The following is a 20842-nucleotide window of genomic DNA, read 5'->3' on the forward strand; positions in this document are numbered from 1 at the left end:
ATTCATCTCCTTGATAATGCATCACGGTTCCGATTGAACCGGGTGATCGCTTCTTGAAACGCCGCCAGCTGCCCCTGTGGATCGGGGCTCAGGAAGAAGGAGGAGAGCACGGCAAAGCCGGCGCAGCCGGTTGCCAGCACGTCCTCCGCGTTCTCCGGCACGATGCCCCCGATCGCGATAACCGGCACGGGCGACGCCTGCACGGTCTCCGTCAGCGCCGCAAGGCCGCGGGGCTCGAGACCGGGCTTCGAGCCCGAGGCAAACACATGGCCGAACAGGACGTAGTCGGCCCCCTGCCGGGCGGCCTCGGACGCCTCGGCCGCGGAATGCACCGAGCAGCCGATCCGCATCCCACCGGGCACGATGTGCCTTGCCTGCGCCGGCGTCAAGCTGCTCCAGGCGAGCTGCACGCCGTCCGCTCCCGCCGCCATTGCCGCATCGACCCGGTCGTTCACCACGACCGCGGTCTGCGGCAGCAACGGCTTCAGCCTAGCGTGCCACTGTACCAGCTCCCACGCGCTGCGATGCTTCTCCCTCACGTGCAGCGTGTGGATGAGCGCAGTGGAGCAGCTCTCCAGTATCGACGCCACCTCGTCCAGCTCTTGGCGCCCCGTCGTTATGACATGAAGCTCCTGCTCGCTTCTCACCTTCGTACCACCTTCATCTTGTTCTGCGCCTCTCCGGTTTCCGGGGAACGCATGAACCGTTTCCATTCGCGTGCTTTTCTGGCGTCGTACCGTTTCGATTACTCCCATCATACTCTCCATCCCGGGTACCGTCAAAGCTATTGACGAAGTTGTCATAAAAATATCACGATCCATGCGGCAACCGGCGGTTTCTCCGCCTTGACGCTGGGGAATGGGAATTATACACTAAGGAGAAGCCCGATTCGACATCGTTTGCTAAGGAATCAGGCATATTCGGATGCCTGGGTTTTCTATCAAATACATTTCAACAATTCGACCTAAGGAAGTGACAGACGTGACCATAAGCAAAGCGCTTACGATTGCAGGCTCCGACAGCGGGGGAGGGGCCGGAATTCAAGCGGATTTGAAAACGTTCCAGATGCTGGAGGTGTTCGGCATGTCCGCGATTACGGCTGTGACGGCGCAGAACACGCTCGGCGTCCACGGCATTTACGATATTCCGCTGGAAGGCATCGAACGCCAGATTGATGCCGTCTTCACCGATCTCGGAGTGGATGCGGCCAAGACCGGCATGCTTTCCCAGCCGGAGGTGATCACCCTTGTAGCGGGAAAAATCCGGCATTACGGCCTGAAACGGCTCGTCGTCGATCCGGTCATGATCGCCAAGGGAGGAGCCAGTCTGCTCGCGGCAAGCGCCCAGAACGCCCTGCGTGATCAATTGCTTCCTGTGGCCGCCTTGGTTACGCCGAATTTGCCCGAAGCCGAAGTCATTACGGGGCGGAAGATCGAGACGCTGGACCAGATGAAGGATGCGGCGCTGCGGCTCGTTAACGAATTCGGCGCCGGTGCGGCCGTCGTGAAGGGCGGGCACCTGGAGGGCGAGCCGACGGACGTGCTGTACGACGGAGAGTCGATCCATCTGCTGACCGCTCCGCGGACCCAAACCCGGCATACGCACGGAACCGGCTGCACCTTCTCTGCGGCGGTGACCGCAGAGCTGGCCAAAGGCCGGACGATGCTGGAGGCGGTCCATACCGCCAAGCGATTTATTACGCTGGCGATCGAGCAGGAGCTGGGGCTGGGCGGAGGCCATGGGCCGACCAATCATTGGGCCTACTGGCGCTCACGGGAAGCGCGAGATCCCAGGACTAGCTGAAGAAGGAGCAACGAATTCATGAGCTACGAATATTTGATGCAGGCCGTTCTGCTGATCTTTCTGCTGATTCTGTTTTTTCCCGTGATGATCCTCTGGTCCAAATGGAGAAAAAGGAGACGGAAATAAAAGATGTACTATATTAATCATGAGCAGTTTCGTCTGCGTTTGGATGTTATCCCCCAACTGATCGAAGCTTGCCTGGAGCTTGAGCGGCAGTGGAAGCCGGGATCGCTTCTGCTTCATTTTGCACAGGAACGCACCTTGCACCTCGCCATCGAGACGGTTACGGACATCGGCAGCTTGCTCATCGACGCGTTCATGATGCGGGACGCGAGCAGCTATGAGGATATTGTCGAGATTTTGGAGGGGGAAAAGGTGTTCGGGCAGGGTACGGCGGCCGTGCTCAAGGAGCTGGTTCAGCTGAGGCGCCTCTTGACGCAGGATTATCCGCTTCTGCCAAGAGAAGCGATGCATCCGCTCATTAAGACTTTGCCTTCCGTCCTGGCCGAGTTTGCCGAAGCGGTACCTGCCTTCATCAGCCGGGAATCGCTCTAGCCGGGATGAGCCCGGAGAGCGAGGAAGGCTCTTCCTCGATAGGAATTAACATACTTATTAGTCTGTTAATTTACTTATTGTCGGATATCGATTACAATATCAATATCCGATCGGATACGCGGAGCTTGTGCTGCGGAAGAAGCCAGTTGATTGTGAGGCGGTGAGGCTTAATGAATCAGGAGCACGATGCATCCACCCGCAAAGTCTTATTGACCATGCTGAAAACCCAAGGACCCATGACGGTCAATGACATGTCCAAGCAGCTGGGCATTACCGAGATGGCGGTACGCCGCCATTTGAACACGCTGGAAAAGGACGGCTTGCTCGAGACGAAGCTGGTTCGCCAAGCGATGGGGAGGCCGTCGCATACGTATTTGCTCACTGCCGCGTCCGACGATCTCTTTCCCAAGAAGTACCAGCATCTTACGCTGGATTTGCTGGGGGAGCTCGCGGCGGTTGCAGGAGAGGAGCAGGTCGATCAATTGTTCGACCGGAGGAAGGATCGGCTCATTGAGCGATATACGGATCAAACCGAAGGGAAGCCGTTGCCTGAGCGAATACAGGCTTTAGCCGACATTCAGAACGCGAACGGGTACATGGTGGAGTGGGAGCAGCCGGAAGAGGGTATGTTTGTTTTCCGCGAGCATAATTGCCCAATAGCCCAGGTTGCCCAGCAGTACCAGCATGCCTGCAGCTGTGAGCTTGCGATGTTCCGGAAGCTGCTCGATGCGGAAGTCGAGCGCACGGAATGCTTGGCCAAAGGCGGAGCCCGGTGCACCTATATTATTCACGGAAACAAATAACCATCCTCGGGCAGCTCGGCCGCTCGAAGATGGTTTTTTTGTCTGGTTTCTCTGAAAGACTCCGATAAGGAGTTTTTTTATTCCTGCGACATCTCGTTCGCCTCGGATCCAGTTAACGGCTCAGGGGCGCGCTTTCTTTGCCAACGGCTGTTAATATAGGCGATACCGTAGGACAGCAGGCCCAAGGCGAACAGCACGATAATTTTATAGATCGTTTCGGAGCCGTAAAGGTCGAACAAGAGCGTTTTGACCGCAACGCAGAGAAGCACGATGGAGCCGAATGCCCGGTAGACCTGCTGCCGGCTGTAGGCGCCCCATAGGAACAAGAGCAGTGCGTAAACGCCCCAGGAGAGGGAAAGGGTCAGGTTGGCATCCAGCCAGCGGCCGAGCCGGTAATATTCGATCAGATTCAGCATCTGCAGCGTGAGGAGCCCTCCGACCACCAGATGGCTCAGCAGAGACAGGGCAATGGACAGGATGCGCCTGTCATCCTCCCGCAGCCGGGCGAAATCCGTATGCAGTGATAAATAAAAGCCCATAGCGGCGAGCAGCTCCCATGCGAATGCCGCCCAATTCAGGAACGGCAGATAGACGCCGAACCAGATCCCCCAGGGTGTATCCCAAGTCGTTGCGAACCAATAGCACCCTACCGCCAGCCAAATGACGGCCGCCGCCGCGCGGAGCGTATCCAACCGGCGAAGCTTCCCGGCGATCAGCAGGCCGGAGGCCACAGCGAGCCAGAGCAGCACGTTGACCAGCGGCTTGATGTCCCAACCCTTGCCGAACTGCACCGAGGCAATCAGCAGAAGCAAGAGCCCGCCGAACAGCTTCGTCAGCACCGGTACGGTAAAAGCGCCTTCCAGACGATGCACGATCAAAGCAAGCAGCACATAGAGCAAGCCCATCAGTCCGAGCGGGTAAGCGAACGAAACGGACGGATCCAGAATGGCCGAGGCCCATAAGCCGAAAATGACGGCGTTCACGATGCCGAGGTACAGGTTCAGGCCGTCAAACTTTTTCGCGCAGGCCCATGAGGAGAGAAGCAGCGCGAGCACGTAGAAGGCAAAAGCGGACAAGGCATACCGGAACGGCAGGCTCCAATAACCCGCGGACACCGGATGAAATTGAACATAGTAGATGGCGTAGAGCAGCCAGGTGCCGATGAAGGCGGTAAGCCGCAGCTCCGTCCATTGCTTTCGGATACTGATCAAGAAATAAGCGGTGTTCAATACAAGAAGATACAGGAACAGGGTAAATACCTGATCCGTCTCCGGCCTAAGAATCATCGGAGCGGCGAGACCGCCGAGCAGACCCAGGTTCATCAACAGCCGAAGCTGAAGCTTGTAGGATAGGAAGCTCATCCCCAGAGTCAGCGCAAGCATGCAGAGGAATACGGTGAGGGAATCCCAAAGGGCAAAATAGATTCCGGCAAAAGCAAACGTCGTATACAGTACGGCGACGCCGAGCCCTGCGGACAGCTCCCCGGCGAGCCGACGCCGCTCGAGCAGCTTAAAGCTCGCGATCAGACCGGCAGCTCCGACGAGCAGCCCGAGACCGATCTTAAGCGGCTCCGATACCCAGCTCTGGCTCCAGGTATACTTCAACAAATAAATGAAAGCACAAACCATGAACAGCGTGCCCAGCAAATGAATCCAGGATCTGCGCAGCATCTCGTTCATCGGGATCAACCTCCAGCGGTGTGTTATCGTATTGATCCAATTGTAAACTGCTGGAGATTTTTCCATAAGTACTAACTTGTTCTAGTACCGCTTGCTGCACCGAGGACAAAAGCGGATTTTTCTTTTATTTGCTTTTCTTATAAGTCGACTGCTGCACGGTGGCGGAGCCAACGCTTTTCCCGCTATCCTTCTGATCGTTTGAGCTGCCGGCGGCCGCAGCCGACTCGCGATTGTCTTTGGCTGTAGTATCGCTGGAAACCCCCATGGTATCCGCATATCTGCGTTCGACGGCCGGGCCCGGAGCTTCTCCGGGCTCCAGCAGCCGCGTCTCAAGCGCGTTCATCGCGTCGATCATATCCTTCTCCTTCACGACCATATAGGGGCTTTCCCATTCGGCGTTAAGCGGAATGAATTCATATGTGTCCGGCTTCATGGAGCGGAAGGAGAGCACCCAATCCCGCAGCTTATTTTCCGGAATATCCGTCTTCAGGTTACGGCCGGCAATTTCCATGACACCGCCCCACTGCGTTATGCCGCTGAAGGAGGTCAGCTTCTCGACGAGCTTGCTGAGCACCATTTGCTGGCGCTCGTTTCTCGCCGTATCCGAGGATTCGTCAGTGCCGCCGTTCGATTTGCGGTAACGCAGGAAATCAAGCGTTTGCTTGCCGCTTAAGGTTTGAAGCCCCTTCTTTAGATTAATATCCGTTCCGTCCGAAGTGTCGGTGTACCGCATATCCATATCCACATTCACTTCTACGCCATCCAGTTCATCCACCAATTGACGGAAGCCTTCGAAATTAATGACGGCCATATAATCGATTGGAATTTGGAACAGATCGCTAAACAGCTCTTTGGTGCGGGGGATCGCAGTTTCTTTATCTTTGCCGTAATAATACGCATAATAGTAATTCGCTTTGTGATCGCTTAAGTTGTACTTCTTCGGCGGCTTAATTTCCAAATCCCGCGGGATGGAAACGATCGTGGCGGCATGCGTGGACGGATTAAGGCTGACCAGCATCATCACGTCCGTGTTCATCGATCCGTCGCTGCCTTCCCGGTTGTCTATGGCCGTAAGCAGCACCGTCAAAGGCTTTTCCACTGCAGTAGAGGAGTCTTTTGCCGGAGCGGGTGCCGTCCCGGCCGGGACGCCTGCCGAGATGTTCTTTATTGCGTCCTGCGCTTTATGATATAAATAGCCGGCATATACGCTTGCACCCGTGCCTGCAATAAGCAGAAACGCCGCGCTCGCCAGCATCACCTTCTTCCAACGCGGCATTTTACCGATGGCTTTGAGCATGGGATGAAACCTCCAGATTGGTTTGTCGAATGAACTCACAATAAAATAGACGATGGAGCGGCAGGGAAGGTTCAAAAATATGAATAATTTATTGAGGTTTGACAAGCGCATCACACTTTGAGCATAATATGGATAGCTGCTAACGATCCGTTAGCGGCTCCCAAGAAATCACCGGAAGGAGCAGTGATTTGAAATGTCTTACGATATTGCCATTATCGGAGCCGGCCCGGCAGGCGCAAGCGCGGCGCTCTTCGCCGCCAAGGCAGGAAAGAAGACACTGGTAGTCGATAACGACCAGAGCGTCACGAAACGGGCCTGGTTGGAGAACCATTACGGTGTTGACGGGATAACGGGGCCGGACCTGGTGGATTTGGGGAAAAAGCAAGCGCAGAAGTTCGGAGCCGAGCTGGTGCAAGGTAAAGTGACTGCGATTGCGAAGAGCGGGGCCGTCTTCCAATTGACAACCGAGAACGGCAGCTTTGACGCACAGCATGTCATTCTGGCGACCGGACTTTCGGTCGATCTGGCAGAGTCGGCAGGGCTGGCGACGAAGCCGGGAACCGAGCCGCGGATCAAGACCGTATTCGATGTCGACGCGAACGGCAAAACCAACGTAGCCGGCATATGGGCAGCGGGGACGGCCGCCGGGGTCAGCATGCATACCATTATTACAGCCGGAGACGGCGCGAAGGTTGCCATCAATGTCATCAGCGAATTGAACGGCGAACGCTATGTGGATCACGATGTAATGAAAGCTTAACGAACAACAGCACCCGATTCGATTCTCAGGACAAGCCTGAGGCGAACCGGGTGCTTTTTTTTCTTGAAGATTTGACTACGCTTGCGCTTTGGAGGCGGCAACCAAGCGCTCGGCCTTTGCGCGGACCCAATCGTAATGGGCTTCGCCGATTTCTTTCAAATTAATGAGAGAGCCCCCGATTCCGACGCCGTAACAGCCGATCTTCATAAATTCCCCTATATTGTCTTGGGTTACGCCGCCGACCGCCATCATCGGAATGCTGCTAAGCGGGGCCATCAATTCTTTGATATATCCGATGCCGAGGCTGGCGCCGGGAAAAATTTTGATCGCAGTCGCGCCCGCCTTCCATGCCTTGACGACCTCCGTAGGCGTCATCGCGCCGGGGAAGATCGGAACTTTCCGTTCCGCAGCGTAGCGGATGACCTCTTCATCCGTATTCGGCGTCACCAGATATGAAGCGCCGCCGTCGAGCGCCTTCTTCGCGTCTTCGACGTCCAGTACGGTGCCGGCTCCAATGTACATCCGGTCCCCGTAAGCCTTCTGCAGCTCCGCGATCATGTCCAGTGCGCCGGGTGTATTGAGGGTCACCTCCATGACGGGAATCCCTCCTGCCAGCAGCGCTTCCGCCACGCCTGAAATATGCTGCCGTTCCACGCCTCTAACGATCGCTACGATGCGCGCTTGCTCGAGGAGCTTCAATCCTTCTTCTCGCTGTAATGACATGTTTTTTCCTCCGCTTTTCTCTTAGTCTCCCGTTTATTATACAACCTTTTTGTGGCAATGAGATAGGCTCGGGTTATTTTCTTATTTCCGGGGAAATGGGGATCCGGGCGATTTTTTTGAAATTTGTTGTGTCAAAATGGAGGTCATCTACCTATACTGTATTATCCCATAGGCATTCGTCTAGAGGCGCCGGGGTGAGCGGAGGAGGTGGCTGCATCGTGGGATGGGCGATTGTCACGCTGCTGCTTGTTCTGAGCGCATGCGCGGCGGTGATCACGTATTTTGCCGTCCGCATGCTGCGGGCAGCGCAGATTACCTTAATCCATACCGAAGGTACGCTGGAGCGGATCCTGGCAGAGCTGCGCGCCACGAATGAGGAGTCGCAGAGGCTTATCGGGTTATCGTCGGAGGTGCTGAAGGATATGCAGGGCAAGCTTCGAGCGGTGGACAGCTGGTTTATTGCAGCTCAGTCTACAGGGGAGGCGGCGGATCGGATGTCCCGATCAGTACAAACCTTGTCAAGAGCGGTGGAGGATACGGTTCTGGAGGCAAAACGGTCGGTACATAGCAGCCAGAGCACGGTGAACGAGCTGATGGAGCTTACCACAGCCGGTATCCATCTATGGCACCGATGGCAGGCTTCGAGACAGACCAAGACGGAACTTACGGCACCGCCGGTTTCTAAACATTTCAAGGAGGAATGAACAGCATGGCAAACAACAAAAGCAAGGATCTCTTCGTAGGGGCACTGATCGGCAGTTTGCTCGGAGCGGCGACGGCGCTGCTCTTCGCGCCGAAATCCGGTAAGGAGCTGCGCGCGGATATCGCTGACGGCGCCAGCCGCGTAAGCGAAACAACCCAGCGTGTAGCAGGTGATGTGGCGGAAAAATCGAAGCAGCTCGTATCCAATGTCAGCGAAAAAACGCAAGCCGCCGCTCAAACCATCGGGAAGCAAACCTCCGAATGGGCCGGCAAAGCGAAGGATGCCGTCCTTTCCGTAAGTCAGGAAGTCAAGAGCTGGGGCAAAGAGAAAGGGGATGCCGGGACTGAGGAGGTTAAGTCTGCAGAAGCATCGGTCGCGGCAACGACGGCGGATAAGGAATAAATTATAAATTAAAACCATCGTGACGGATCGAATCCGCGTTCCGATGGTTTTTTGCATTTGATAAAAATTTATAAGTTTTCGTGGGCTTATAGCTTCGCATCAAACTTGATAAACGCGCTAGTCAATGTAAGACAAGGACTAGCGCGTTTATCCTGGTGCGGGCGAGTTTCGTGATTACCACTTGGATGGATCGATTTTGCTGGGATCGAGTCCTTCCCAGATGTTCTTGATCTGATCGGCCTTCTTCGGATCGTCAAATACGAGCCAAGCCGTAGGCAAATAGCGTTCGCCATATTCGCTGGAGGGCTTGTTGACGATCTTGTTATCCTTCACAAGCACGGTGGACGAGCCTCCGTCCAGATTGGCCGCCGTCACGGCTCCATGCTCCAGGAAAATTTTCTGAATATCGTACAAGGTAGCGCCGATGCTGTACCCCGGCTGCCGGCCGTCAATGATGGCGAACATGATCGTGCCGTCTTCCTTCTGGGCCATGCATGTCCGTGGAGCGATGCCCCAGCCGTCGGCTTGATTCTTGATCATCCCGACGCCGTTCACGATAAATTTCGGCGCAAACGTGACCGCATCCTGAACACCCATCTTAATTAATTCATTTGGCGTATACTTCCCTGCCACCATTCGGCCGTCCTTATCGATCCCGACCATATGGTTCGGCGTATTCATGCCGCCGTCATTGTAAAACAGCTTGCCGCCCGACATTACGAGTCCGGTCGGCTGAAAGCCGTTGCCCATCCATTCCGGATCGACGAAGCCGCCGGCGTTCACGCCTGCGACGGCGCCGAGACGTTGCACCATAGAGCTGACCTTCTCACCCTTGCCGACCTTACCGGGTACGGCGATGCGGAGCATCTTCGGATCATGCACGGATAGGAGATATCCTTTAAAATTGTTGCCGGAGATCGGCTCGACCTCAACCGGAGGCTTCCTTACTTCAGGCTGAGCTACGACGGGTTTGCTTTCGACATGCACAATCGGCTTATCCTTAACCTCCGCGTAACGATCGAACTGCGCCCAATAGCTGTTGACACGCTTCTCGAGCTCGTCGCTGCCGATCAAATATTTGGCCCAATCCCGATGCTGCGTTGCGATTAACGTATCGGCCAGCATAAACCGCAGGTTGGAGCCGGATTCAGTCAGGAAAAACCACCCGCTGAAGAACGTGCCGAATATGAGCAGCACGAACACCGTATAGAAGAATAGGGTTACCCCGAAGGAGGAACGGCGCTTTTTGCTCTTGGCCGCCGGCTTGCGTTTCGGCTTCGAAGCGGTTTGAACCTGAGGACGGCTTGATAAATTCGCAGACAATCGATTCAATCCCTTCAAAGTGATCTTTATCAATCTATTAACGAAAAAAAAAGAAAAAAGTTGCACTTTGGCAGACTTTTTTCTAAATTAAACCAAATATAGCTGTTTATTCTTTTGAATCATCAGCTCAAAATCGGCCGCAGGTATCGGCTTGCTGAATACGAAGCCTTGAATTTTGTCGCAGCCCTGGGACATGAGGAAATCCAGCTGCTCCTTCGTTTCTACGCCCTCGGCCAGCGATTTGATCTTCAGCCGGTGCGACATAGCGATCAAGGCCGTGACGATGGCCGCATTGTCCTCGTCACAGGTGAGGTCCCGGATAAAGGATTGATCGATCTTCAGCGTATTCACCCGGAATCGCTTCAAGTAGCTTAGAGAGGAATAGCCCGTTCCGAAGTCGTCGATTGAGATCCGCACGCCGAGCGCCTTGATTCTCTGCATTGTTTCAATGATATAAGGCACATTGTTCATCGCAACGTTCTCCGTGATTTCAAGACATAACTGATCGGGGGACAATCCGGATTCCTCGAGCGCATTCATTACGATTTGGACGAAATGGATTTGGTGGAATTGAATCGCCGAGATATTCACGGATACGACGAGGGAAGGGTAGCCTTTCTTCTGCCAGGCTTTCGTCTGAATGCAGGCTTCTTTAAGCACCCAGTTTCCAATAGGCACAATCAATCCCGTCTCTTCGGCGAGAGGAATAAATTCCCCAGGCGATACTAAGCCCCATTCCGGATGCTGCCAGCGCACCAGCGCTTCCATCCCGAACACAGTTCCTTGGCGCAAATCAACGATAGGCTGGTAGTAAATGACGAACTCATTGCGCTCTAACGCTTTGCGTAAATGTATCTCCAGATTGAGACGATGCAGAGACCGCTTGTTCATTTCCGGATGATAGTAATGATATGAATTCCCACCTTTTTCTTTAGATCGATACATCGCAATGTCCGCATTCTTCAGCAATATATCCGGCACCAGACCATCGTTCGGGTACACGCTGATTCCGATGCTCGCCGTGACGAACAGCTCCTGGTCTTCGATCAAGAACGGGTCCTTGAGCAATTCAGGAATGCCTTTGGCGAATTGTGCCGCCTCGTCAATGTGCGCAAGATCGGTAAGCAAAATAATAAATTCATCGCCGCCGAAGCGGGCGACAACATCTTTGTCTTTGACATACACCCTCAGCTTCTGCGCTAAATTCTGAAGGAGCTGATCCCCGATATGATGGCCGAGCGTGTCGTTTATGACCTTGAACCGGTCCAGGTCGAAGAACAGGATGGCTAGCATGCCCCCCGTACGTTCCGCCTGCTCAAAACAAAGCTTCAGCTTCTCGTCGAACAATAGACGGTTAGGCAAATTCGTTAGCGAATCGTGGTAAGCCATATGTACGATTTGCTCTTCCGCCCGCCTGCGTTCGTTCATCGCGCGAATCGTAGCATAAGAACGCAGGAGCTGGTAATCGTTCGTTTCGTTAATGATTTTATTAAACAGCTCATCATGGAGCTGAGGATTATGTTCGCTGGAGGAACGGTCGGCCGCCTTGATCAATTGAATCGCATTCTCTACATGCTCCCGGTGCAGCAGGGCGGCTGAAGCCGTCTTCGCATGCTTCCGGTGATCGGAGGAGAGATAGATCAGACCTTTCTTGGCATCATACTCCTGCACATGATTCATATTTACGATATTGGCGCTGTCAAGCAGGCGAAACCCGTCCTCAAATAACCATTCTTCCAAATTGTCGAATGAAAAGTCCAAGTAGAATTGCTCATTTTGAGTATGAATCAAGACTTCACGGTTTCGAATGCGGTCGATCTTGACGACATCGCTGGCATCAATCACAAGCACTTCCGAGCCTCTCTTTCCGTCTCTAGTTACGGGAATTTTCTGCATAACCGTTTTCAACTCCACATGAAAAGAGATATGGCTGCCGGAGCCATGGCTCGGCAGCCAGTGTTTGGATATGTATTACTTTTTAAGAAGCTCAGCAGGAGTTTCAGGGCGGTTAAAAATTACTGAATTAGTAAACACAAAAACAGAAGCAATTACCATTAAAGAAGTATTTAGGAATTTAAAAAAATTAATTTTCATTTAGCCACCTCCTTTCAAAAATATGTACCAATTTATAGGCAGTATTGGTTAGTGTAATGGATTGAGTAAGAAATATTGTCGATAGCATAGGGGATTGAGCAAAGAAATTAATACTTACAAAAGCCACACAACTAATTTTAAGTAAAGGATAATATTTAGTATTTATTCTACTTACATTTTGAAGCCCTTGAGGTGACTTTAAAATCATGATAATGAGGCTAAACATATCCATGAAAATACCGTAAACATGATAATTGAAGGTTATGTGAGATGAACTAATTATTAAGATAATTGTGAAAATACAACAAGCTAATGAAGAATGAAGATGTACGCCTCCACTAAGATAACGGAGACCCACAAAACAAACAATTGATATTATGCCATAGAATAAGTGATCCGTAAGGTAACAAACAAATAAAGCAGTGAAAAATGCAAGCAACGTATTAAAACTCAGACTTAAAGCATAGAATAATATTTTCTCTGATGCAGCTTCAGGATAATGTTTTCGTATTGCTTTTGCTGTTTTCATTGCGTAATGATCGATCAAGTTCATCCTTTACCGGCCTCACATAAGTGTCATTAATAATTTTTCGATTATGTTTGTATGCGATGTAGATACCTAGCAAAAATATAATAGTAATAAGAATTGTAAATACAAAACTAACAGATTTCTGGTTTAGAGACATAAGTATCAATTCAAGTAAGATAACACTCACTACCAGAATAGCTGATAATAAAAAATTATATCCTTTTAAAGCTGTACTGTTAGCAAGGTTTTTGGATTTAAAAAGAAACCCTATTTTTCTTCTTTGAAGCAAATATATCAATAGACAAGTGAGCAGAGTTGTAGAAATCTGAATACAAGTAATGAATGTTAAGGAGCTTGTGTCCTGATTTGCTTTTATAATATGTAGTTCTTTCCCTATCCAAAATATGGCTAATTCAATGACGCCACTTGCTACATATCCCGTGATACATATCAGCAAAGAATAAAAAAAAGGTAATTTATATACCAACATAATCAGTATTATTTCTATAGAAAGGACAGGGATTATCAAAAAATCTGTCAAATTAATAATGTCTCTGAATGTAAAGGAAACGAGAGACATCAATAAAGCGATACTATAAATTTTGTGGTAGTTATAGGAAAATTGAAATCTGAACATCGTTAAGGAAAGGATTATCATTGTGGATAATTCAATAGAGGAAAAGAATACCTTGATTACAAATGCCATAAGCATATAATCACCTAATTCATTATAATATTATTATTACTATAGGTCTATGTATATAGTATTAAAGTGGCATATAAAAACAAGTTTACTTTTTCCTGATGTTAATAATATTAATTATAGCCTAAGTTCATTTTTATCTTAATATACTTTGGTTACGGGCACAAGAAAAAAATGTCGAATTTTGAATTATGCAATAAATCTAATCGAGACTGTACTATTGGGATTTAGATTAGTTAATATGTTGAAGTCGATAGTTGACAATTAATACCACTTTTCTTCGGCTTATATATTAACGATGATTTTATCAAAGAAAGTATAACGTTATTTTCACCTTTTAATTGCTTACATTAAAACATAAATAGAGAGTCATTGTTTTTTGTTTAAAATTTGGCAAGAGAATCATCTTTGTTCTAGGTGTCCATTAATTCTTTCTTTGAGAGAAAATAAAAAATAAAAAGAAGAAGAATGGACATGATTGCAGCATTTTCAATCACATACTTCTGATAAATATTCAAGTTCAAACAACTGATAATATTTAAAAACACTGCAAAAACAACAAATAAATTTAGTTGAACATTTGAACTTTTCTTTCGGACTGATCTGTAAACAGGTATAAAAGTAAAACCTAATCTAAAATTATGTAGAAGTAAGCAGATTAATAAATTAATTCCAGCCATAGAAATTGCAGGTAAAATCACATTCTCTTGAATTGATTTCAAGAACTGATCAATTTGAAATCTTGTAAGAAGGAATGTATAGCTAATCTCAAGGATAAATTGAAAAGTGTAGACAATTACAGAAATGAGGATGGAATGAGATAACCTAAATTTATAAATTAAACACATGCATAACACGATAGCAAATAATTGAACTAAACTAATCATGTATTGTATGGAAAAGAATTGAATAGCTAATGAAACATGTGCCATCACAATGGAGCTCATAATTATGTTTCGTGTATTAGCCCCTTTTTTTTGACGAAATAATGATAATGTGAAAAGAAAATAAGATGGCCAAAATATGAATAATAAGGTTATAAAAATATAAAAATATTTCATTATTCCTCCTATATGATTTACTGTGATCTACGTTATTTCTTGTAATTCTTTCACCTCTGTATAACTCGAATTTTAATAATTTGAGCTGATGACTTGAGTCAGTAAAGTATTCTGTGATAGTTCTCAAAGCAACGGAGCTACACAGCTTCTAGATCTTTAGTAATAAAAATATGGACTAGAAAAACAAACAAAATGCCTATAAGAGCCAGAATGATAATCATCAACTGACTCCAGTGAAATAATGCTAGGCAAGACCCGAAGACAAGCATATAACCAAATATTATTAAATAAATCCAATGTTTAGTGAATGGCGCTTGGATTCCCTTTTTTGAGTGAGCCGGAATGAATGAAAAACCTAAGCGATATTTGTACAAAACAAAGGAAAGCAGATAGTTTACTGTTGCTATGATTAATGCCGGCGATACAAATTCATTCTGTGAAATCACAATAAACTTGTTCAAGCTAAAATTACTAATTTACTAATAATTAATGTAACTACTACTTCAACCAATATGGCGAATATATATATAAATACTGAAGTTAATAAAGAATAAAAGAAACCGAACCTAAATAAAAGAAACAAACATAAAGTAAAAAAAAATAGGCTGTAAGATTGTAATGGCATATTGAATAGGTAAAGTTTGCAGAAGTAAACTCACTAAGGACATCACAAACGAAGAAGTTACGATCGTAGTGATATTCCCATTTATTTTTTACGAAAACTGATTAGAGATAAAATAAACATCGAAGGCCACATGCCTAAGAAAGCACTTAAAAAAATTAAAAAATAATCCAACTTCATCCTGTCCCTTGTGATCATCTAGTATGTAAAATAGCTTGAATATGCGCAAGATTTCATGCAAAAACTTTATTTGCAGTAACCATTCGGAATATGCTAGAACCCGGGAAGGCTACCCGCCTGAAATATGAGAAGCATGACATGAAGAACTAGGAAACGAAGCTCTAATCACACCCCTCTATTACTCCGATATTTCCTTCCGATAAGACAAGTACATCAACATAGCGAGCAGGGCCGAAATGATAAGCATGATCCAAACATAAGTTCTCTGAATGTTAAACATGAAATAAACAGATACAACCCAAAATAATAAGAGCAGAAGCAATAGCAGGCCTGTGTGTTTATGTATTTTGTCAAATTCGAAGCGGGCTCTCTTGGTTGCAGAAATGAATGAAAAACCGATCCGATAATTTACCAATACGAAGCATAGCAAAAAATCGAACAGACTTATCATAAGTGCTACGGACATTTGATCATCGCCGTTCATCCAGATGAGCACTTGTTCCAAATTAAAGGAAGATACAATCAAGTTCATCAAAAACTCATTTAGGATATTGATGGAGTAGGATAGGACTGTAATAAAGATGCTGTGCTTCCATTGAAAACGGAAAATAAGCCCGTAGCAAAGAATCACACATACAGGCTGAACGGTTATAATTAAATATACGTTTTTTAAGGACTGAATGAAAGTAGACGCGAAGGTTAGCAAGAGGGTTGAAATGATGGTGGCCCCTGCATATTTTATTATTGGGAAGCGGAATAACGACAAACCAAGCGTTAATATAGACGCCCAAATCAATACATACGCTGTCCCATAAAACAAGATCATCTCCATAACTAATCCCCATCTATCATTCTGTAATATTCTAGCTGCCGGATATGTTACGGCTAAAGATTATTCTCCGGTCCGGATAAAGCGGATGAGGCCCCTGTCGAACGGCCGAAGCTGAACTCCAGACTTTTGTTCGTATTGACCGCCGCTTTGCGAATCAGCAGGTCGTGATATTTGCGTTGACGGATGGCCGAGATCGTAACGCTAACGCCTTTACCCATCTCGTCGAAATACAAGCGGCCTCGCTTGTCATCATATCTGCGGACCTGATTGAAATTGACATAAAGGTCCGTGTCCATTTTCTTAAATTCGTTTTCCTCCAGCTTGTCCAGAAAGGTGCTGAAATCAATCAGGGAATCGATGCTTCGCAGAAGCTTGTTTCCCTCGAGGTGATAAGTGATTTCCTTCGCACCGATTTCGATAAAATAAACGTTGGTAAGTTCAATGCTCACGTCCGTGAAGGAAGCCGCAGGGACGATATCCCCGCTCATTAAGTGCCCTGCCTTGATCATTAATTCGGTATAAGGGTAGCCATAAGCGGCGGACAACTTCTTTAACGTGTCCGGAGATGGCGTAATCTTGTCATTGGTGGAGCGGTTCCGTTCAAGCTCCAGGTCTCGTATGTAAGCGTGAGATAAGCCGCTCTTTCTGGCTGCCTCTCGCAGGGACATCGATCCGCGGAGACTTTCGAGAAATTTGCCGAAATTCGAAATAGGTTGAGCCAAGCCGTTCACTCCTTTCTATTGCTATTGTAAATGACAAAACGATGAAAGAAAATACATTTTATAAAAAAACATTAATATTCCAAATGTAGCTATTGACTCTATGTAGTATCAATACTACATTAGAAGTAGCATCCTATACCGGCCGCATGAGGGGGAGAAATGATGAAGGATAAAATTATGAATCGATGGAGTACCTATGAACCTTTTTATATTGAGTTCAACGGGTATAAAGTCGCCGACATCGTGATCACCAGTCATGCGTTAAGCCGCTGGGACGAACGGGTAACTAGCGATCAGGGAGGAATCGAGCACATTTGCTCCTTTCTATGGGAGAAGCTGAAATCCAATAAGATCCAGCCTTATTACGCAAACGAGAAGGACGTTTATTTAATAGATGACGACCTGGTCATGGTTGCGGAATTTCTCGAATTGAAGGAAGAGGTCGACATTGCGGGCAATCCTCTTCATAAAATGATCATCGTCACCTTCCTTGGCAGGGTATCGGAAGACATTCAGCTTCGCGACCTGAAAGCTTATTATTCCTGGCTTCGGCACTCGCGCCGCATGACGCTGGTGAAGCACGGCAGGAAACGGAAATAATCATCAATTTCGACCTGCAAAGAAATGTAATACGAGAGGCTGGCCCTTCGGTCAGTCTTTTTGTGCTTTAAGAAAAAGGATCGGAGCAGCTCTTTTATTGTACCATAAAATTCCAATCGTGGCGAACGTTTTTTCGTTCATGCATATTTTTATTCCATCGCTGGGGAAAGTAGGTAGTGAAAGGGGTGGTGAAGCATGGCGAGAGATTTGCCGATCGGCAACGGCAATGTGCTGATCAATTTCGATTCCGAGTATAATGTGAGGGATATTTACTATCCGTATGTAGGACAGGAGAATCAGGCGCTGGATCACTTATCGCATTTTGGGGTATGGACGGCCGAGGATTTCTTTTGGATCGATCATCCGGAGTTGAAGAAGAAGTCGGGGTATTTGAACGACTCGATGGTGACGAATGTCGATTGTACGCACGAGCGCCTGGGGCTCAAGCTGCAGCTTAGGGATGGGGTGGATGCGCACGAGGATGTTTTTCTGCGCAAAGTGACGATCGAGAATACGTTTGACCGCGAACGGACGGTAAAGCTGTATTTTCATTTGGATCTGCATTTGTACGGCAACGGCGTAGGAGACACAGTGTATTACGATCCGGATCTGAGCTCGCTGGTATTCTACAAGGGGCACCGGTATATGTCGCTGACGTGCTTTGCCGAGGACCGTAAGAAGCCTTATCCGTCGGGTTACGCTACCGGGCAGAAGGAAATGAACCGGCTGGAGGGAACGTGGCGCGATGCGGAAGACGGACAGCTTGGAGGCAACCCCATCGCACAGGGATCGGTGGACGGTACGATCGAATTGGAACTGAAGGTTCCGGCTCGCGGAAGCAAGACGGCCTTTTTCTGGATCTGCTTCGGCCGTGACCGCCAAAGTATCGGGAAGCTGGAGCGAACGGTCCGCAGTGCCGGCCCGAATGCCTTGCTCCAGCGCACTTTCGACTACTGGCGGCAGTGGCTTGCGCAGGACCGCCATGAGCTGGGACTGCTGGAGGAGGAGCTGGCCTCCTTTTATAAACGGAGCCTGCTTATCGTACGCACCAATATGGATAACCGGGGTGCCGTCATCGCGGCCAACGATTCCGATATTATGAAGTTTGCCAGAGATACGTATTCGTACATGTGGCCGCGAGACGGAGCGTTGATCATGCACGCCATGGACCGGTCGGGGTATTATACGCTCACCGGGAAGTTTTTTCAATTCTGCAAAAAGGCGCTTACCGAGGACGGGTATTTGCTGCACAAATACAATCCCGACGGCTCCGTTGGCTCAAGCTGGCATCCTTGGGTGGGTGCCCAGGGCGAGAAGCAGCTGGCCATTCAAGAGGACGAAACGGCTCTCGTCGTCTACGCGTTATGGCATCATCACCAGCTCGGTCATACTTTGGAGGAAGCGAGGGAGGATTACGACCGGTTTGTCGTTCCTGCTGCGGATTTCATGTCACGTTATCTCGATGCTTCCGGATTGCCGCTGCCGTCTTACGACTTGTGGGAAGAAAGATACGGCGTTCATTTGTTCACGGTATCCAGCGTATATGCAGGCTTGATGGCCGCCGCGGGGTTTGCGGAGCATTTTGGCGACAAACTGCGGAAAGAGCTGTACCGGGACAAGGCCGCCCGGGTGAAGCTCGCGGTGGAGCAGTCGATGTATTCGGAGCGGGAGCAGCGTTTCATCCGGTCCTTGTACTGGAACCGCGACAAAAATACATATGAACCCGATTGGACGCTGGATGCCAGCATGTATGCGGTCTTTGACTTCGGTCTGTTTCCGGCGGACGACCCACGGGTCGTAAATACGATGAAGGCGATTCGGGAGAGGTTGTGGGTGCAGACTGAGATCGGCGGCCTGGCGCGATATACGAACGACTATTACCACCAGGTGACGCAGGAAGTAGGCCGGGTGCCCGGCAATCCTTGGTTCATCTGCACGCTATGGTATGCGGAATGGGTCATTGAGATGGCCAAGCAGGAAGAGGATTTGAAGGAAGCGGCTGACTTGCTGCGCTGGACGGCACGGCATGCTCTGCCATCCGGAGTATTGGCGGAGCAGGTGCACCCGTTCAGCGGGGAGCCGATGTCGGTGTCGCCCCTGACGTGGTCCCATGCCACTTACCTGAAGGTGGCGCAGGAATATATTACGAAGCTGAAGTTGTTCCGGCATAAAGAGAAGAGCAAGGAAGATGTCAGCGATACCGTTTTGCTGAAAAAGGCGGGTGAACCGGTGTGAAGGCGGTGCGTGTAACGGGTTTGGCCGCAGGCGGCGGTCCCGGGGTGCAGGCGAAAGCCAAGAAGCTGGAACTGGCGGAGGTGGACAAGCCGAAGCGTCATGGGTCGCACGACGTGCTCGTCCGCGTGCTCTGCATCGGGCTTGACGGAACGGACCGCGAGATTATGAGCGGCGCGTACGGCATGCCGCCGGAAGGCGAGGACGCGATTACGATAGGGCACGAGTCGCTCGGCGTGGTGGAGGAGGCCGACCCGGCGACAGGGCTTGCGCCGGGCGATCTCGTCACTGCGCTGGTCCGGAGGCCGTGCAGCGAGCCGGGCTGCACGGGTTGCCGGAACGGACAGCAGGATTTTTGCGAGACCGGACAGTTTACCGAGCGCGGCATCAAAGGTGCGAACGGTTACTTGTCAGAGTACTATGTGGAGGAGGCGCGGTACCTCATCAAGGTGCCCTCGGCGAGTCTGCAGTTCGGCATGCTGGCCGAGCCGCAGAGCATCGTCGAGAAGGTTTGGGATGAGGTGCAGCGCGTCCAGCAGCGGCTGATCTGGCAGCCGAAGACAGCCGTGGTGCTCGGCTCCGGGCCGCTAGGGCTGCTGGCGGCCTTCACCTGCCGGTGTCTCGGCCTGGACACCGTGGTATGGTCCAAGTCGCCGGCGGAATCGCTCGCGGCGGAGCTGGTTTCAGCCTGCGGAGCCTCGTACCGGCAGGCGGATACCGTTGCCGGCGACGGGGGGAAGCCGGAGACGCTCGGCGCATTTTTGGAGCGAAGCGGCAAGCGGGCCGATCTCATCTTCGAGTGCACGGGCTACAGCCCGCTGGCTTTCGAAGCGATGACGGCCTTGGGGCCGAACGGCGTGCTGGCGCTGCTGGGCGTAACACCCGGCAACCGGAGCATCAAGGTATCCTCGGACATGATCAACCAGGAGCTCGTGCTGGAAAATAAGTGCGTGCTCGGCTCGGTTAATGCATCGCGGCGGGATTTCGAGACGGGACTGTACCGGCTGCAGCAGATGGAGAAGCAGTTCCCGGGGCTGCTCGGCCGGCTTGTTACGGAACGGTTTACGATGGAAGAGGTAACGAAGCTGGATTTCGGAAAGATCGCGATTAAGGCGGTGGTCGATGTCGTTCCCCTAACGGAGTGGGAAGCGGCTGCAGCGCCTGGCAGCGGGGATGTATCTTACAGCTTTTCGGTATAGAAAAAAGAGCAGGCTCTCTC

The 20842-nt window shown here is 49.9% G+C and carries 18 protein-coding genes; 9 read left to right on the plus strand and 9 right to left on the minus strand.

Annotated features, from left to right (window positions below):
- Positions 1-2 precede the first annotated feature (2 nt).
- Positions 3-755 carry a thiamine phosphate synthase gene (locus tag O9H85_RS06080; RefSeq protein ID WP_269880389.1) on the minus strand — a complete coding sequence of 251 codons (753 nt, stop codon included), beginning with the start codon at positions 753-755 and terminating at the stop codon, positions 3-5.
- A 226-nt stretch (positions 756-981) separates the two neighbouring features.
- Between O9H85_RS06080 and thiD the strand changes: the two genes are divergently transcribed.
- From thiD to O9H85_RS06095, 3 genes are all read left to right on the plus strand, one after another.
- On the plus strand, positions 982-1803 hold the full coding sequence (gene thiD, locus O9H85_RS06085; protein WP_269880390.1) for a bifunctional hydroxymethylpyrimidine kinase/phosphomethylpyrimidine kinase: 822 nt from the start codon (positions 982-984) through the stop codon (positions 1801-1803).
- Between the two features lie 129 nt (positions 1804-1932).
- On the plus strand, positions 1933-2358 hold the full coding sequence (locus O9H85_RS06090) for a DUF86 domain-containing protein (protein WP_269880391.1): 426 nt from the start codon (positions 1933-1935) through the stop codon (positions 2356-2358).
- Between the two features lie 170 nt (positions 2359-2528).
- Positions 2529-3161, plus strand: a complete 633-nt coding sequence (locus tag O9H85_RS06095) for a helix-turn-helix transcriptional regulator (protein WP_269880392.1) — start codon at positions 2529-2531, stop codon at positions 3159-3161.
- A gap of 77 nt (positions 3162-3238) precedes the next feature.
- On the opposite strand, the gene O9H85_RS06100 is transcribed toward O9H85_RS06095, so the two are convergent.
- Both O9H85_RS06100 and O9H85_RS06105 read right to left on the minus strand, forming a co-directional pair.
- A complete protein-coding gene (locus O9H85_RS06100; protein WP_269880393.1) occupies positions 3239-4840 on the minus strand; it encodes a DUF2339 domain-containing protein in 1602 nt (533 codons plus the stop codon).
- Between the two features lie 124 nt (positions 4841-4964).
- Positions 4965-6137, minus strand: coding sequence for an LCP family protein (locus tag O9H85_RS06105; RefSeq protein ID WP_269880394.1), 1173 nt, complete (start codon positions 6135-6137; stop codon positions 4965-4967).
- A gap of 193 nt (positions 6138-6330) precedes the next feature.
- Here O9H85_RS06105 and O9H85_RS06110 point away from each other — a divergent pair, with 193 nt between their 5' ends.
- Positions 6331-6897: an FAD-dependent oxidoreductase gene (locus O9H85_RS06110; RefSeq protein WP_269880395.1), complete on the plus strand. Its 567-nt coding sequence runs from the start codon at positions 6331-6333 to the stop codon at positions 6895-6897.
- Positions 6898-6972: 75 nt separating this feature from the next.
- Here the strand turns inward: O9H85_RS06110 and O9H85_RS06115 are convergent, their stop codons facing one another.
- Positions 6973-7620 carry a bifunctional 4-hydroxy-2-oxoglutarate aldolase/2-dehydro-3-deoxy-phosphogluconate aldolase gene (locus tag O9H85_RS06115; protein ID WP_269880396.1) on the minus strand — a complete coding sequence of 216 codons (648 nt, stop codon included), beginning with the start codon at positions 7618-7620 and terminating at the stop codon, positions 6973-6975.
- Between the two features lie 218 nt (positions 7621-7838).
- Here O9H85_RS06115 and O9H85_RS06120 point away from each other — a divergent pair, with 218 nt between their 5' ends.
- Together O9H85_RS06120 and O9H85_RS06125 are read left to right on the plus strand one after the other, a co-directional pair.
- Positions 7839-8324 (plus strand): DUF948 domain-containing protein, encoded by a 486-nt coding sequence (locus tag O9H85_RS06120; protein WP_269880397.1) that lies wholly within the window; start codon positions 7839-7841, stop codon positions 8322-8324.
- Between the two features lie 5 nt (positions 8325-8329).
- Entirely contained in the window at positions 8330-8725 is a 396-nt protein-coding gene (locus O9H85_RS06125; RefSeq protein ID WP_269880398.1) for a YtxH domain-containing protein, read from the plus strand.
- A gap of 174 nt (positions 8726-8899) precedes the next feature.
- On the opposite strand, the gene O9H85_RS06130 is transcribed toward O9H85_RS06125, so the two are convergent.
- From O9H85_RS06130 to O9H85_RS06150, 5 genes are all read right to left on the minus strand, one after another.
- Positions 8900-10048: a phosphodiester glycosidase family protein gene (locus O9H85_RS06130; RefSeq protein WP_269880399.1), complete on the minus strand. Its 1149-nt coding sequence runs from the start codon at positions 10046-10048 to the stop codon at positions 8900-8902.
- A gap of 87 nt (positions 10049-10135) precedes the next feature.
- The gene (locus O9H85_RS06135) at positions 10136-11944 is read right to left on the minus strand and encodes a putative bifunctional diguanylate cyclase/phosphodiesterase (protein ID WP_269880400.1); all 1809 of its coding nucleotides are present in this window, start codon (positions 11942-11944) and stop codon (positions 10136-10138) included.
- Positions 11945-12019: 75 nt separating this feature from the next.
- Complete coding sequence (locus O9H85_RS06140; protein ID WP_269880401.1) at positions 12020-12142, minus strand: AgrD family cyclic lactone autoinducer peptide; 123 nt, start codon at positions 12140-12142, stop codon at positions 12020-12022.
- Entirely contained in the window at positions 12132-12695 is a 564-nt protein-coding gene (locus O9H85_RS06145) for an accessory gene regulator B family protein (RefSeq protein WP_269880402.1), read from the minus strand. The genes O9H85_RS06140 and O9H85_RS06145 overlap by 11 nt, the downstream gene beginning before the upstream one ends.
- 3427 nt (positions 12696-16122) lie before the next feature.
- Complete coding sequence (locus O9H85_RS06150; protein ID WP_409348111.1) at positions 16123-16791, minus strand: helix-turn-helix domain-containing protein; 669 nt, start codon at positions 16789-16791, stop codon at positions 16123-16125.
- A gap of 162 nt (positions 16792-16953) precedes the next feature.
- Here O9H85_RS06150 and O9H85_RS06155 point away from each other — a divergent pair, with 162 nt between their 5' ends.
- From O9H85_RS06155 to O9H85_RS06165, 3 genes are all read left to right on the plus strand, one after another.
- Positions 16954-17391, plus strand: a complete 438-nt coding sequence (locus O9H85_RS06155) for a hypothetical protein (protein ID WP_269880404.1) — start codon at positions 16954-16956, stop codon at positions 17389-17391.
- A gap of 195 nt (positions 17392-17586) precedes the next feature.
- Complete coding sequence (locus tag O9H85_RS06160) at positions 17587-19626, plus strand: glycoside hydrolase family 15 protein (RefSeq protein WP_269880405.1); 2040 nt, start codon at positions 17587-17589, stop codon at positions 19624-19626.
- Complete coding sequence (locus tag O9H85_RS06165) at positions 19623-20822, plus strand: glucose 1-dehydrogenase (RefSeq protein ID WP_269880406.1); 1200 nt, start codon at positions 19623-19625, stop codon at positions 20820-20822. The genes O9H85_RS06160 and O9H85_RS06165 overlap by 4 nt, the downstream gene beginning before the upstream one ends.
- Positions 20823-20842 lie beyond the last annotated feature (20 nt).

The organism is Paenibacillus gyeongsangnamensis, from assembly GCF_027533625.1.
Taxonomy (GTDB): Bacteria; Bacillota; Bacilli; order Paenibacillales; family NBRC-103111; genus Paenibacillus_G; species Paenibacillus_G gyeongsangnamensis.

Bases quoted from the DNA above. Each gene is read 5' to 3' on its own strand.
- O9H85_RS06115 (WP_269880396.1), bottom strand. From the start codon at position 7,620: ATGTCATTACAGCGAGAAGAAGGATTGAAGCTCCTCGAGCAAGCGCGC.
- O9H85_RS06140 (WP_269880401.1), bottom strand. From the start codon at position 12,142: ATGAAAATTAATTTTTTTAAATTCCTAAATACTTCTTTAATGGTAATT.
- O9H85_RS06105 (WP_269880394.1), bottom strand. From the start codon at position 6,137: ATGCTCAAAGCCATCGGTAAAATGCCGCGTTGGAAGAAGGTGATGCTG.
- O9H85_RS06090 (WP_269880391.1), top strand. From the start codon at position 1,933: ATGTACTATATTAATCATGAGCAGTTTCGTCTGCGTTTGGATGTTATC.
- O9H85_RS06145 (WP_269880402.1), bottom strand. From the start codon at position 12,695: ATGAACTTGATCGATCATTACGCAATGAAAACAGCAAAAGCAATACGA.
- O9H85_RS06100 (WP_269880393.1), bottom strand. From the start codon at position 4,840: ATGAACGAGATGCTGCGCAGATCCTGGATTCATTTGCTGGGCACGCTG.
- O9H85_RS06155 (WP_269880404.1), top strand. From the start codon at position 16,954: ATGAAGGATAAAATTATGAATCGATGGAGTACCTATGAACCTTTTTAT.
- O9H85_RS06125 (WP_269880398.1), top strand. From the start codon at position 8,330: ATGGCAAACAACAAAAGCAAGGATCTCTTCGTAGGGGCACTGATCGGC.
- O9H85_RS06160 (WP_269880405.1), top strand. From the start codon at position 17,587: ATGGCGAGAGATTTGCCGATCGGCAACGGCAATGTGCTGATCAATTTC.
- O9H85_RS06095 (WP_269880392.1), top strand. From the start codon at position 2,529: ATGAATCAGGAGCACGATGCATCCACCCGCAAAGTCTTATTGACCATG.
- O9H85_RS06135 (WP_269880400.1), bottom strand. From the start codon at position 11,944: ATGCAGAAAATTCCCGTAACTAGAGACGGAAAGAGAGGCTCGGAAGTG.
- O9H85_RS06080 (WP_269880389.1), bottom strand. From the start codon at position 755: ATGGGAGTAATCGAAACGGTACGACGCCAGAAAAGCACGCGAATGGAA.
- O9H85_RS06110 (WP_269880395.1), top strand. From the start codon at position 6,331: ATGTCTTACGATATTGCCATTATCGGAGCCGGCCCGGCAGGCGCAAGC.